This is a genomic window from Endozoicomonas sp. ALB115, assembly GCF_049310245.1.
Lineage (GTDB): Bacteria > Pseudomonadota > Gammaproteobacteria > Pseudomonadales > Endozoicomonadaceae > Endozoicomonas.
Genome location: NZ_JBLYZG010000013.1, coordinates 113,056 through 127,078 on the forward strand (window position 1 = coordinate 113,056; position 14,023 = coordinate 127,078).

At 49.7% G+C, this 14,023-nt stretch carries 9 protein-coding genes and 1 tRNA gene; 7 read left to right on the forward strand and 3 right to left on the reverse strand.

Features of this window, described 5'->3' with window-relative positions; all coding sequences use genetic code 11:
- The first annotated feature begins 76 nt into the window (after positions 1 to 76).
- The 3 genes from thrC to ACO6VE_RS08675 all read left to right on the forward strand — a co-directional run bounded on the left by thrC (position 77) and on the right by ACO6VE_RS08675 (position 4,304).
- The gene (gene thrC, locus ACO6VE_RS08665) at positions 77 to 1,465 is read left to right on the forward strand and encodes a threonine synthase (RefSeq protein WP_422460840.1); all 1,389 of its coding nucleotides are present in this window, start codon (positions 77 to 79) and stop codon (positions 1,463 to 1,465) included.
- Positions 1,466 to 1,846: 381 nt separating this feature from the next.
- A complete protein-coding gene (gene recJ / locus ACO6VE_RS08670) occupies positions 1,847 to 3,583 on the forward strand; it encodes a single-stranded-DNA-specific exonuclease RecJ (protein ID WP_422460842.1) in 1,737 nt (578 codons plus the stop codon).
- Positions 3,584 to 3,683: 100 nt separating this feature from the next.
- Complete coding sequence (locus tag ACO6VE_RS08675; protein ID WP_422448406.1) at positions 3,684 to 4,304, forward strand: paraquat-inducible protein A; 621 nt, start codon at positions 3,684 to 3,686, stop codon at positions 4,302 to 4,304.
- Here ACO6VE_RS08675 and dinB read toward each other — a convergent pair.
- Positions 4,288 to 5,415 carry a DNA polymerase IV gene (dinB, locus tag ACO6VE_RS08680; protein WP_422448408.1) on the reverse strand — a complete coding sequence of 376 codons (1,128 nt, stop codon included), beginning with the start codon at positions 5,413 to 5,415 and terminating at the stop codon, positions 4,288 to 4,290. The genes ACO6VE_RS08675 and dinB overlap by 17 nt on opposite strands.
- 194 nt (positions 5,416 to 5,609) lie before the next feature.
- Here dinB and ACO6VE_RS08685 point away from each other — a divergent pair, with 194 nt between their 5' ends.
- Positions 5,610 to 6,257, forward strand: coding sequence for a lysophospholipid acyltransferase family protein (locus tag ACO6VE_RS08685; RefSeq protein ID WP_422448410.1), 648 nt, complete (start codon positions 5,610 to 5,612; stop codon positions 6,255 to 6,257).
- 103 nt (positions 6,258 to 6,360) lie between these two features.
- Here the strand turns inward: ACO6VE_RS08685 and ACO6VE_RS08690 are convergent, their stop codons facing one another.
- Positions 6,361 to 7,089, reverse strand: coding sequence for a hypothetical protein (locus tag ACO6VE_RS08690; protein WP_422448412.1), 729 nt, complete (start codon positions 7,087 to 7,089; stop codon positions 6,361 to 6,363).
- 168 nt (positions 7,090 to 7,257) lie between these two features.
- Between ACO6VE_RS08690 and ACO6VE_RS08695 the strand changes: the two genes are divergently transcribed.
- Entirely contained in the window at positions 7,258 to 7,926 is a 669-nt protein-coding gene (locus ACO6VE_RS08695) for a response regulator (protein ID WP_422448414.1), read from the forward strand.
- Here ACO6VE_RS08695 and ACO6VE_RS08700 read toward each other — a convergent pair.
- Entirely contained in the window at positions 7,923 to 11,426 is a 3,504-nt protein-coding gene (locus ACO6VE_RS08700) for a PAS domain-containing hybrid sensor histidine kinase/response regulator (RefSeq protein WP_422448416.1), read from the reverse strand. The genes ACO6VE_RS08695 and ACO6VE_RS08700 overlap by 4 nt on opposite strands.
- A 334-nt stretch (positions 11,427 to 11,760) precedes the next feature.
- On the opposite strand from ACO6VE_RS08700, the gene acs reads away from it, so the two are divergent.
- Together acs and ACO6VE_RS08710 are read left to right on the forward strand one after the other, a co-directional pair.
- Positions 11,761 to 13,710 (forward strand): acetate--CoA ligase, encoded by a 1,950-nt coding sequence (acs, locus tag ACO6VE_RS08705; RefSeq protein ID WP_422448418.1) that lies wholly within the window; start codon positions 11,761 to 11,763, stop codon positions 13,708 to 13,710.
- Between the two features lie 124 nt (positions 13,711 to 13,834).
- Positions 13,835 to 13,911 (forward strand) — tRNA-Met (locus ACO6VE_RS08710).
- Positions 13,912 to 14,023: the final 112 nt, after the last annotated feature.

The following is a 14,023-nucleotide window of genomic DNA, read 5'->3' on the forward strand; positions in this document are numbered from 1 at the left end:
GCTATTTGCCCACCCGCTTACTCTTTGCTGGGTAAGCGGTGCTGTCAGAGTAATAAACAGATATACGGAATTCCCAGTGAAATACATCAGTACCCGAGGACAGGGACACACCAAAGATTTTCAGGATGTTCTGCTGGCCGGGCTGGCGGATGATGGTGGTCTTTACGTACCAGAAACCCTGCCACAGTTCAGCGCTGAGACCATTCGGTCACTGAAGGGACTCCCCTACCATCAGCTTGCCTTTGAAATCATCCAGCCTTTTGTCGGCGGAACCATCCCGGATGATAAACTCAGGCAGATGATTGATGACAGTTACGCCGGGTTCAGCCATCAGGCTGTCGCACCACTTCAGCAACTGGGTGCCAATCAGTGGGTTATGGAACTTTTCCACGGCCCAACCCTGGCCTTCAAAGACTTTGCACTGCAACTGCTTGGTCGCCTTCTGGACCACACACTGACAGATCGTAATGAAAAGGCCATAGTACTGGGTGCAACGTCTGGTGATACCGGATCGGCAGCCATCGAAGGCTGTCGCCATAGCGATCATCTGGATATATTTATTCTTCATCCTTATCAACGGGTATCAGAAGTTCAGCGTCGCCAGATGACGACGGTTCTGGACAGCAATGTTCACAACATTGCCATACAGGGCAATTTTGATGACTGCCAGGATATGGTGAAAAGATGTTTCGCCGACCAGTCGTTCCTGCCGGAGAACACCCGGCTCGTTGCCGTTAACTCCATCAACTGGGCCAGAATCATGGCCCAGATTGTCTATTATTTTCACGCGGCCCTGGCCCTTGGTGCGCCGGATCAGCCTGTCAGCTTTGCAGTGCCTACCGGCAACTTTGGCGATATCTTTGCAGGCTATATCGCCCGGGGAATGGGCCTGCCCATAGAGAAACTGATTGTTGCCACCAATCACAATGACATTCTCCACCGTTTCTTCCAGAACAATGACTACCGCAAGGAAGCACTGCAGCAGACACTGTCGCCCAGTATGGACATCATGGTTTCCAGTAACTTTGAACGCCTGCTGTTTGATATGCATAACCGTAATGGCGACACCCTGGCGGAATTGATGTCTGGTTTCAGGGAAACAGGAAATATCCGTGTTGATAATGATGTGTGGCAGGCCATCAGAGCACTGTTTGATAGCAGCCGTTCTGATGATCAGCAGGTCTGCGATACGATCAGTGCCCTGTATAATAACACCGGGTATCTTGCGGACCCCCATACAGCAACCGGTATCCGGGCAACGGAAGAAGTTGGGTTGGCCAGAGAAACGCCAGTGGTAACCCTGGCAACCGCCCACCCGGTGAAATTCCCTGAGGCGATCGTCAAAGCGGGCCTGGATGCACCCGCACTGCCAGCTTATATGGCTGATTTGTTTGAGCGGGAGGAGCGTTACGATATTCTTGACAACGAACTTTCATCTCTCAAGTCTTTCATCCAAAGCACCTGACGTTCAAAACCATCACACCTGCAAAGTGCATGCTGGTGTCGCCTTCAAGCAGTTGTGATTCTGCCGATCCAGAACAGGGAGTGTTCTGGAAACTGTCACCAATGAAACCCGATTTGGCTATAAGCGATGGCATAAACGTCTGGCTCCAACCATCCTTGGTCGACGGGCCATAATTCACGCTCATAAGGCCACGGGAAAAAATACATTGTATGGCCGTCATAGTCGGTCACATGTGCATTATATGGCTGAACTGAGACGGAAGATAAACGCGTTAAAGTAATCCATTACGGTACTTTGCAGGCTCTCTATTTATCGCCCCCGCTAAACGGAAACTGTGTTACCCTGACACTTCCTTTCGCTTCATCGCCTGTTGTTTCATTTATGCCTGTGAATATAATCCGCCGCACCTACGACCTTTCAACCTGTTGCTTCACGCCCGAGATGGATCCTCTGCTGGCCAGAATATACAGTGCCCGGGGCGTTAAAACTCAGGATGAACTGCCACGTCAGCTGCAACAGTTAAGCGACTACCGGCAACTCAGGGATATCGATAAAGCCGCTGACATTCTGGCTGAGGCTATTATCAACCAGCAGCGCATGCTCATTGTTGGCGACTTCGACTGTGATGGTGCCACCAGCAGTGCTCTCGCGGTTCTGGCGTTGAGAAGCATGGGTGGCCATGCTGATTTTCTGGTGCCCAACCGCTTTGACTATGGTTATGGCCTGACCCCTGAAATTGTTGAAGCCGCCCTGCCCTTTCAACCGGATGTATTAATCACCGTTGATAATGGCATCTCCAGCCTTACCGGTGTCCTGGCAGCAAAAAACAAAGGTATGAAAGTGGTGGTTACCGACCACCATCTGGCTGGTCGCGAACTGCCCGAAGCCGATGCGATTGTTAACCCTAATCAGCCAGACTGTCCGTTTCCCGGCAAAAATACCGCCGGGGTAGGCGTTATTTTCTACCTGATGTGTGCCTTGCGAACTCTGTTGCGGTCACGGGAGTATTTTCAGGGGAGCACAGAGCCCAATCTGGCCGAACTTCTCGACCTTGTTGCCCTCGGCACAGTGGCTGATGTGGTCAAGCTGGACAGCAATAACCGCATACTGGTTTTCCAGGGACTTGCCCGTATCCGCTCCGGCCGCTGCCGACCGGGTATTACAGCGCTGATTGAGGTATCCGGTAGAAATGCTGAAAAACTGGTCGCGTCTGACCTGGGCTTTGCCCTGGGTCCAAGACTTAATGCGGCTGGACGTCTGGATGATATGTCGATTGGTATCGAACTGCTCCTTTGCGACGATATAAACCGGGCAAGGGAGTTGGCCGTTGAGCTGGATGGTCTTAACCGTGACCGAAAAGCCATTGAGGGCAGCATGCACAGCCAGGCCATGGCAGAGTTGGAGAAAATCCGCTTTAACCAGCAAACAGACCTGCCATGGGGCGTCAGCTTGTTTCAGGAAAGCTGGCACCAGGGCGTGGTTGGCATTCTGGCGTCCCGGGTAAAAGAGAAACTGAACCGTCCGGTGATTGCTTTTGCTGAAGCCGATAATCCTGTGGGAGAGCCAGAACTGAAAGGCTCTGCCAGGTCGATTCAGGGACTGCACATGCGTGATGCACTGGACAGTATTGCCAGGGATAACCCCGGACTTATTATTAAATTTGGTGGTCACGCCATGGCCGCGGGGCTGTCCATACCAAAAGCAAAATTCAACGAATTTCAAACGGCTTTTGACCTTGAGGTCAGAAAACAACTGACCGCTGAAGACCTTCAGGCAGAAATGCACACTGACGGTGAACTGATGCCCGGTCAGGTAACCATGGCAACCGCCTATACCCTTCGCGAGGGCGGGCCATGGGGACAAAGTTTTCCTGAGCCCTGCTTTGATGGTCAATTCCAAATCATTCAGCAGAAACTGGTGGGAGAGAAGCACCTCAAAATGGTACTCAAGATACCCGGCAGCGAACTCTGGCTGGATGCCATTGCCTTTAATATTGACAAAAGAGTGTGGCCTGATCCCAATATTCGTCAGATCAAGGCTGTCTATAAACTCGATATCAATGAATTCCGTGGTCAGCACAACTTACAACTGATGGTTGAACATTTTGAACCAGCATGAAATAGACCCATCATGATTAGCAAGCTGACAAACGTCGCTCCTTAGACCAAACTGAGCTATCAGAATCTATTCCTTATTAAGAAGAACAATGAGGTCGTTGATGACAGCTTCCAGGTGGCTACTCACGCTGATGATAATCACCTCCCTTTGCCTGCTGATTCCGGGAGTGACTCAACCCATGATGACCATCAAGGCCGATCTTGATCGTCAGGCAATGCTGAATGAGGCAAGGCATATCGTTCAGCAGCAGAACCTTCATCCTGCCATGGCGGGTCTGGCTACCCAGTTCCTTGATCGTCTGGAAGTTAAAGGGACATCCACTGTTTATGAAAAGAAGCGTTCCATTCTTGGTACCGCTGAAGACCTCTGGAGCAGTGGCTATTATTTTGTGGCAGTACTGATTGTCACCTTCAGCCTGGTGATACCGGTGATAAAACTGGGCTTCCTGTTGCTGGCTAATTTTGTCAGGGAAAACCAAATACTGCTCAGGCTGAACAGTTTACTGGGCAAATGGTCCATGGCTGATGTGTTTGCTATTGGTGTACTTATCGCCTTTCTGGCGGCCAATGCCACTGCGGCTGGACATGACGAATCCAGGCAGATTGTGCAATTTGATGCAGCATTGCACTCTGGCTTTTATTGGTTCGTGGCTTATTGTCTGGTCAGCAATATGATGGGACAGCTGGCAGAAAAAAAACGGGAGCCTAAGCCAGCCCCATAATTTTCTTTTCAAAAAGCTCCAGCTGCTCAAGCGCTCTTTCTTCACGGAGATCCACAAGCCTGACCCCTAAGCCAAGAAGCCTGACCGGACGACCTCCCCGTTCCCAGGCTCTTACCAGCAACTGAGTAAAATGCTCCTTAACACTTTCACCGGTTGTCGGCAGACTCTCCTCAAGGGTGGTCTGGGTAAAATCAGCAAACTTTACCTTAACAAAGTGCTTATGCACCTCGTATTCCTTTTCAATACGCTGGTAGCGTTCCTGAAGTTCTTCAAGCAACGGGATAACCTGTGCAGTAATATCCGCAAGCCCCGCCAGGTCTTTATCATAAGTATGCTCAACAGAAAGGGACTTCCTGCGCCGACTGGTCTGCACCTCACGATCATCCCGCCCCCGGGAAAGCTCCCACAACCGTTCACCAAAACTGCCAAACCAGCGACTTAACTCAAGAATGGAGTACTGGCGTAATTGCCCGCAGGTATTGATGCCTTTTTTATGCAGTTTCCCGGCGGTAACCCGACCTACCCCATGAATTTTTTTCACAGGCAGATCGAAAATAAAATCATCCGCCTGTTCCGGAGTGATCACAAAAAGGCCATTGGGTTTATTCCAGTCACTGGCAATCTTCGCCAGAAACTTATTGGTGGCAACGCCGGCAGAGACGGTGACATGCAATTGTTGAAAAATTTTCTGCCGGATTTCCTCGGCAATCAAGGTGGCACTGCCTCGGCAAAGATGAGTTCCGGTGACATCGAGATAGGCCTCATCCAGGGACAAAGGTTCAATTAAATCAGTATATTGGCGAAAAATGGCATGAGCTTCAGAAGACGCGGCACGATAAACAGAAAAGCGGGGAGGAATGATCTTCAGCTCCGGGCAGAGCCGCATCGCCTGGGCTGAAGACATGGCTGAATGCACACCAAATCGACGCGCCTCATAGTTACAAGTGGCAATCACCCCTCTACGATCCGGAGCCCCCCCGACAGCAACCGCCTTTCCTGACAACCTCGGATTATCACGTATTTCAATACTGGCAAAGAAGGCGTCAAAATCGATATGTATGATTTTTCTCTGGACCACCTTTTGCTCAAGAATGGCATTACTTTCCATCATGTTCCAATTAGCTCCGGGATAAGCACTGTATATACATACAGAATGCTTTTGGCAAGCAATTCCTTGCCTGTTAACCAGTCGTTAAGGCTGCATACATTCATTTTCTGTTATGAAGCTGTGCTCAAAGCGATCGCTCTTTTGATAGCTTTCAACACCGCTTCCTGTAAACGGGATAGCAAGGCACCCTCTGAACTATGCAAATCACAATTTTCAATACACCCATTGTCAGCCAGACCCTTTCTATATTCGCAAAACTGTTTCTCAAAGTGATGGGCTGGAGGATTCAGGGCAGAGCCCCACGCCTGGCCAGGTACGTGCTTGTTGGTGCTCCCCATACCAGTAACTGGGACTTTGTCTATGGCATGGCGATTGGCCTTGCTACCGGTGTACAGTGTTACTGGGTGGGCAAACACACCCTGTTCTGGGGGCCGTTCAACTGGGTTATGCGCTGGATGGGAGGGATTCCACTGGATCGGAATGGCAGATGCAGAAGAGGCAGCCTGGTAGAACAGGCGGTCTGTACTTTCAAGCAACACAGAAAGCTGGGCCTGGTGATATGCCCTGAAGGTACCCGGGCACTCGGCGAGCGGTGGCACACAGGCTTCTACCATATGGCAAAAAATGCCGGCATCCCCATTGTACTTGCCTTTCTTGATTTCAAGGACAGAACCGGAGGATTTGGTCCTGTTATCGAGCCAGGGGAGGACATCGAAAAAGACCTTTCGGAAATACAGGCATTTTACTCAGACATTTATGGCAAACATCCGGAATGCTTTAGTCCGGTATCACCAAAATGCACAAAGCAAAGCCTTCATGGGCCATACCAGGCACCGACTTCATAATGCCTGTGATTAATTTTCGCCCTGCTGAGAATGGGTGTAGTGCTTTGCAACAGGCGTTATTGAGCGCCTGTAAAGCAGTCGGGGAAATGAATGCCCTTTATCATCAGCCAACCAGATCAGCCAATTCCTTGATAGAAACCTGCTCGGCAACCACTTTAGCTGCAATTCGATCATGAAGAGCTAAAGGGGTTCTTTTAATGCCCGCAGCCCAATCATCAAATTTTTGCCATAAATAGTGTTGTGCACTGAGCTTGACTGAAAAATTTCCCGGACCATCGATGAAATGCTCGACATTATTGGATTTATTATGTTTAAAGTCATTGTAAATCAGTGGGGACAATAAAGTGCCTGCTGCCAGACCGCCGAGGATGATATTCACAGGTTCCACAACCGCAACCATAAGCCCGAAACCCACAACATATCGACAGGCAAGGTCGGTAACCCGGTTATAGATAAAATTACTCAGTATGTTTGCTGGAGTAATCGTATATTCCAGGAACGACTTGGTGTTTTCTCTCCCCGAAAGATGATCCACAGCCTTCATAAAGGGCGCATAAACACAAAAGCCGAAAACCCCACCCACCAAGGCAGATGGGAGCGCAAAGACAGTATGGCCAAAAATGCTACCAACCAGTTGTCCGAGCTGGGAAACTGCCGCAAGGGAAGAAACCGCAACCGTCTTGACTGTATTCCATCCAGGACTCTTTTCCCGGTCCTCTTTTAATTCAGCCAGGCTTTGAGCCTTTGATTCATAATCTTCAAAATATTCCTTAGTGTATTTACCCTGATCAACAGCAACTGGAACTGAAGAAAAATTGACCGAACCAACCATTTAGTGCCCTTATTTCAGTAGATATCCACTAATTATGACCGCCCCAACAGAGAATAGTTCCATCATATGAAATCGATTTACTTATACTTTAATAAACCTCTGAGTCTTTGAAGGGTTCACAGAGGTTATTTAATTGACCGATCAAACAGATAATGGCAACCTCAAAAAATGGACTACACAATAATAATTGCCGATGACCACCCCTTATTCCGGACTGCTCTCAAGTCCTCTGTTGGTCACGCACTCAAGGAACCTGTGATCCACGAAGCTGGTTCAATCGCTGAACTGCAAATGCTTCTGGACAACAATGCCTCACCGGATCTCATCTTGCTGGATCTGCACATGCCGGGAGCGCACGGGCTGTCCGGGTTGATATTTCTCAGAGGGCAATATCCGGATGTTCCTGTTGTCATTGTTTCAGCTTCTGATGACCAGCAGATCATACAGAAAACCAAAAACCATGGAGCCAGTGGCTTCATTCCAAAGTCTACGCCGCTGGATGTCCTGAAAGTCGCCATTATCAAAGTTCTGGATGGAGAAAACTGGTGGCCTGATAATTTCCAACCTGTCGAATCCCGGCAAAGCAGTGATATGGAAGCCAGACTGGCAACCCTGACACCACAGCAGTTCAGGGTTCTGGGCATGATCAGTGAAGGCCTGTTGAATAAGCAGATTGCCTATGACCTGAATGTTTCGGAAGCGACGATCAAGGCCCATGTGACCGCCATTTTCAAAAAACTGGGGGTCAGAAGCAGGACCCAGGCGGTGATCGCCATCAAAGCGCTGGAAATTGAGATGCCCGGGCAGGATCCGGAAGATCATAAAACCGAAGACTAAACCGTTTCTAACGGGTGTTTTTCAACGTCATAACGGTTCAGAATGGCCCTCATGGAGGCTGGCTTGACGGGCTTTTTCAAATAGCTGATATTCAGCTCCCGGCATCGTTGCCGCAGTTCATCCTGTTGATTCGCGGTGACCAGAACAGCACCTGTTTGATAACCTGACCTTTTACGGATACGTTCTATCAACTCAATACCGCTGGCCTGATCGCCCATCTGGTAATCCACCATCAATAAATCAGGCGTCATGACCTCAAGCGAATGAATCGCTTCATGATGACTTTGTGCAGTCTCCACCCGACACCCCCAACGAGTTAACAGACTGGCCATACCTTTGATAATGTCCGGTTCATCATCCACACACAGAACCTTCAACCCCATGCTCCCCTGATCAGGATCACAAGGTACCACTGCGGGATCCACAATACTTCCAGAGACCAAAGGAACCACAACGGAAAAAACAGCCCCCTCTCCCGGCGACGATGACAAGGAAATTTTTGCCTCAAGGATCTGAGCTATACCTTTAGCAATGGAGAGCCCAAGCCCCAGCCCATTCACGGCTGTCGATAACCGCTCAAATTCTGCAAAAATCAGTGCCTGCTTGTCTTGGGGTATGCCCTGCCCATTATCCCTTACCTCAAGTCTCAGCTGTTGATTGTTGATAAAACGACATCCCAGCAGCACTTTTCCTGTTTTATGGGTGCTGGCAACATAACGAAACGCATTGGTCAGGAAATTTTGTAATATTCTTCTCAGGAGCACCGGATCGGTTTTAATGCGCCGATCAGAACTGACCACCCTGAACATCAGCCCATTCTCTTTCGACAACAGCGAAAACTCGGACCTCAGGGGCTCTAACACCTCCATTACAGGAACATCCCGAAGATTCACCGCCACCTTACCCGCTTCGATTCGCGACATATCCAGCAAATCTGTCAACAAATGCTCCGCAGACCTTAATGAGTTGCTGATATTTTGCGCCAGTTCTTCATGCACGGTGCCTTTTGCTTCCAGTTCCATGGAGGCAGTAAATAGTCGAGCCGCATTCATTGGCTGCATAAGGTCATGGCTGATTGCCGCAAAAAAACGTGAACGCAAGTGGTTCGCTTTCTCTGCCTGTGACTTTGCCCCTAAAAGTTGCACATTTAACAATGACAGCTCTTTTGTCCGCTCCTGCACCCGATGCTCCAGGCTTTCATTTGCTTCTTTCAGGGCCTGCTCAACCTGACGGAACCCGGTGATATCGGTGAAAGCCATAACAAATCCACCACCGGGCATGGGATTCCCCTGAATCTGAATCACCCTGCCATCCTGTCGCCGCCTTTCTGAGCGATGGGCCGTCCCATTCCTCATATATGACAGTCGTTTATTGACGTGATGGTCTACATCACCGACTCCGCAAAGTCCATTCAGGGCATTATGCCGAATAACATCTGCAATGGGACGACCCACCTTAATCAGGTCATTCGGGTAGTCAAACAACTGCAGATATTGCTGATTCCAGGCAACTAACTCCAGGTTACGATCAACCACACTGATCCCCATGCTGATATGCTCAATCGCTCCCTGCAGCAGTTCCCGGTTGAACTGAAAGACTTCCGAGGCCTCATCCACCATAGCCTGAACTTCTTCAAGCGCGACATTCCCATGTGCCAGAGACTTCATCACAATACGGGCCGATGACGCCCCCAGCGTTCCTGCAAGCAACCGTTCAATCGCGGCCACCAGTTCTGGCCCTGCCTGCTTATGACCATTCAGCGCTCCGAATAGCAGCCCTCTATCCCCGGACTCAAAGCGTTGAATAACACCCTGCACCCGGTTTTTACTGACAAAGCGGCTGGCCAGCTGTTCAAGCTCTTCTACCGTAATGGCTGCATTCGGGAAAACACCATCTTCAGACAGGACCGCATCAACAAACTTCCGGGACTGCCTTCTCTCTTCAATACCCGGCCTCAGGTAAAGACAGCCACAAAGATAGACAAAGGTATTCAGCGACAGCGCAACCAGTGTTGCTCCGGTGACCGTACCGGTAATACCCAGACCAAAAAGATTATCCGGCTTAAGCCACTCATAACCAAAAACACCTTGCTGAACAACACTGGTACCCAGCCATGAAACATCAACCAGCACAGGTACTATCAGGCAGAAAAGCCAGACCATAAAACCCACTAACAGGCCACCGGCGGCTGCCCGGGCATTGCTTTCCCTGATGTAGAGACTACCCAGCAACACCGGGGCGAGTTGAGCAACGGCCGAAAATGACATCTGACCGATAGCAGCCAGAGAACCAGCGCCTTCCAGCAGTCGATAAACAACCCATGACAACATCAATAAAATGACAATCGTCGTACGTCTTACCGTCAGCAACAGGCCACTGAACCGGTAAAAGTCATTACTGTCGCGGTAACTGTGATTATTTCTGCGCAGCAGTAATGGCATTAAAATTTCGTTGGATACCATGGTGGTCAAAGCCAGTGTTGCCACAATCACCATGCTGATGGCAGCAGACACGCCCCCCAGAAAAGCCAGCACAGCCATGGGTAAGTTGCCCATCAGTTTTGGCAGTTCAATCAAATAGGCATCACCGGGCACAGTGCTGCCCAATAGCTGATTGCCAGCCAGCGCCAGGGGTATCACAAACAGAGCCAGTAACAACAAATAGGCAGGAAACAGCCATCGAGCCTTATGGAAATCATCAATGCTGCTGTTTTCTACCACCGTGACATGAAATTGTCGGGGCAGACACAGTATGGCTGCCATGGCCATTACCGTAGGCATGATAATACTATCAAACCAGCTGACCCCGGCATTCCCGTCACCCGGCTGGATGATGGCATCAAGACTAATATGATCCACAGCAGCCCACGAAACCCAGATTCCCACCAGCAGGAAAACCGAGAGCTTAACCAGAGACTCAAAGGCAATAGCCGTCATAATGCCATTCTGGTGCTCGGTAGCATCCAGCTTTCGGGTACCAAACATAATGACAAAAACACTCAGGGTTAAGGTGATGGCTAATGCCAGATCTTCCCGAGACCATCGGCCAGACTCTGGACTGTCATCCGTCAGCTGAGCAAAGCCCATCACAATAGCTTTTAGCTGCAGCGCTATATAGGGAAGCACACCAATGACCAGAATGAGGGTCACCAGAATCGCCATAAAGTGGGAACGACCATGGCGGGAAGCGATAAAGTCGGCAATTGACGTAATGTTCTCCTGTTTACTGACAGTAATCAGCTTGACCAGAAGCTTCCAGAAAAGAACAAAAACCAGGATGGGACCAAGATAGATGGGAAGAAATGACCACAGGTTTTCACTGGCCTGCCCCACAGCACCGAAAAAAGTCCAGGAAGTGCAGTAAACAGCCAGAGAAAGACTGTAAATCAAGGGCTGCCAGCGTTTTCTGAAAGCAGCCCCCCGATAATCACCAAACCAGGCGGCAACAAAAAGACAGGCGACGTACACTGTGGCAATAAGGGCCAGTATCCATCCAGACATAGCTATTATTCTTATAAGTCATCCTCAGCGAAATATACACCGGTGCCCGTGGAATGTCGCCCTTGATCGTACGTTAGTCAGAAGGCTGATACTTTCGATATCAGTCAAAATAGTGATAGGGTTATTAAATGCACAAAACCGGGACCAGATACTTTATCTGATAGAAGTTAAGACCAAAGTCTAATACCAGAAATCCCTGCAAATCCTAAACTGAGAACACTTCAATAAATACGTTCACAGTCGTTTTATTGAGCAATCACTCAACCTCAACAAAATAACAACCGCCCTGAGTCATTTTGAACTAAATAATAATAACAACACTAAGGGAAGTGATATGTCTGACACCTCCGTTTATCCAGTTAAACCTGCTGCTCTTGAGAACACACTGGTTAACAACGACCAGTATCTGGAAATGTATCAGCAATCCATCATTAACCCTGAAGGCTTCTGGCGCGAACACGGTCAACGCATCCACTGGTTCCAGCCTTTCTCCAAAGTGAGAAAAGTCTCTTTTGACGACCACTTCGTCAGTATCAACTGGTTTTATGATGGTACCACCAATGCGTCCTACAACTGCCTTGACCGGCACCTGGAAGAGCGAGGTGACCAACTGGCCATTATCTGGGAGCCGGATGATGAAGGTGAAGCCAGAAAGGTGACCTACCGGGAACTGCATGAACTGGTATGCCGCTTCGCCAATGCATTGAAGAGTCAGGGTGTTCGCAAAGGTGATGTGGTAGCGATCTATATGCCCATGGTCATCGAAGCCACCGTCGCCATGCTGGCCTGCAGCCGTATCGGGGCCATTCATTCCGTGGTGTTTGGCGGATTCTCACCGGAAGCACTGGCAGGAAGAATCATTGACTCAAAAGCAAAGATTGTCGTGACTGCCGATGAAGGTGTTCGAGGCGGGCGCACAGTCCCTCTTAAAAGCAACGTCGATGAAGCACTGACACACCCCGACACACACACCATTGAGAAGGTCATTGTTCTCAAGCACACAGGCGCTGATATTGCCTGGCATCGTCACCGTGACGTCTGGTGGCAGGAGCTAACCGCACTCACTTCGCCACACTGCGAAGCCAGGGAGATGAATGCCGAGGATCCACTCTTTATCCTCTATACCTCAGGCTCTACCGGAAAGCCAAAGGGTGTCATGCATACCACAGGTGGCTACCTGGTATACGCTTCCATGACCCATCAATATGTATTTGACTATCAACCCGGCGAAGTCTTCTGGTGCAATGCTGACGTTGGCTGGATTACCGGACACTCATACGTCACCTATGGCCCTCTGTTGAATGGCGCAACCATTGTGATGCATGAGGGAGTGCCTAATTATCCTGAAACCAATCGCATCAGCAAAATCATCGATAAACACGCTGTGAATATTCTTTATATTGCACCAACAGCTATCCGCTCATTAATGGCAGAAGGCGATGCAGTGGTCAAAGACACTCATCGAAACTCACTGAGATTGCTGGGCTCTGTCGGGGAACCCATTAACCCGGAGGCCTGGAGCTGGTACTACTCAACCATTGGTGAAGAGCGCTGCCCTATTGTCGACACCTGGTGGCAGACCGAAACAGGCGCTGCAATGCTGACTCCACTTCCGGGAGCCACTGACCTTAAGCCGGGTTCAGCCACACGACCATTCTTTGGTGTACAGCCTGCCCTGGTAGATAACATGGGTCGTCTGATCCATGGCCCCGGAGAAGGCAATCTTGTTATCCTGGATAGCTGGCCCGGACAAGCGAGAACCGTCTATGGAGATCATGAACGGTTTGTTCAAACCTACTTCTCATCGTTTAAAGGTATGTATACAACAGGTGACGGAGCCCGAAGGGATGAAGATGGCTATTACTGGATCACCGGTCGTGTGGATGATGTCATTAATGTTTCCGGCCACCGTATGGGAACGGCAGAAATAGAATCGGCAATGGTAGCCCATCAGCAGGTGGCGGAAGCTGCGGTTGTCGGTTTCCCACACCATATCAAGGGCCAGGGGATCTATGTTTATGTCACGCTCAATAGCGGGACAGACAGCAGTGAAGACCTGAAAAAGAACCTGAAGGAATGGGTAAGGAAAGAAATAGGGCCAATTGCTACCCCGGATATTATTCAGTGGGCCCCGGGACTTCCCAAGACCCGGTCTGGAAAAATCATGAGGCGGATTCTTCGGAAAATAGCTGCTGACGAGTTCGAAAACCTTGGCGACACATCAACGCTGGCAGATCCTGAAGTCGTGAACCAGTTGATCGCGAATAAAGCGGTGGCCAGCTAATAATTGTCAATTGTCGTGCGGTATCCGTGCATAACCAATACCGCACTCACTTTCACCCTCTCCTTTTGCCGCAGGTAATCCTTGACATTATAACCAGCGTCCCTATAATTCGCCTCTCTTTCGACGCGGGATGGAGCAGTCTGGTAGCTCGTCGGGCTCATAACCCGAAGGTCGTTGGTTCGAATCCAGCTCCCGCAACCACTTTTGTAAAGCAGTTGATGTTTTTTAAAGAATCAGCTGAACAGTTTTGTCGCGGGATGGAGCAGTCTGGTAGCTCGTCGGGCTCATAACCCGAAGGTCGTTGGTTCGAATC

Bases quoted from the DNA above. Each gene is read 5' to 3' on its own strand.
- ACO6VE_RS08700 (WP_422448416.1), bottom strand. From the start codon at position 11,426: ATGTCTGGATGGATACTGGCCCTTATTGCCACAGTGTACGTCGCCTGT.
- acs (WP_422448418.1), top strand. From the start codon at position 11,761: ATGTCTGACACCTCCGTTTATCCAGTTAAACCTGCTGCTCTTGAGAAC.
- recJ (WP_422460842.1), top strand. From the start codon at position 1,847: ATGCCTGTGAATATAATCCGCCGCACCTACGACCTTTCAACCTGTTGC.
- ACO6VE_RS08695 (WP_422448414.1), top strand. From the start codon at position 7,258: ATGGACTACACAATAATAATTGCCGATGACCACCCCTTATTCCGGACT.
- ACO6VE_RS08675 (WP_422448406.1), top strand. From the start codon at position 3,684: ATGACAGCTTCCAGGTGGCTACTCACGCTGATGATAATCACCTCCCTT.
- ACO6VE_RS08685 (WP_422448410.1), top strand. From the start codon at position 5,610: ATGCAAATCACAATTTTCAATACACCCATTGTCAGCCAGACCCTTTCT.
- ACO6VE_RS08690 (WP_422448412.1), bottom strand. From the start codon at position 7,089: ATGGTTGGTTCGGTCAATTTTTCTTCAGTTCCAGTTGCTGTTGATCAG.
- dinB (WP_422448408.1), bottom strand. From the start codon at position 5,415: ATGATGGAAAGTAATGCCATTCTTGAGCAAAAGGTGGTCCAGAGAAAA.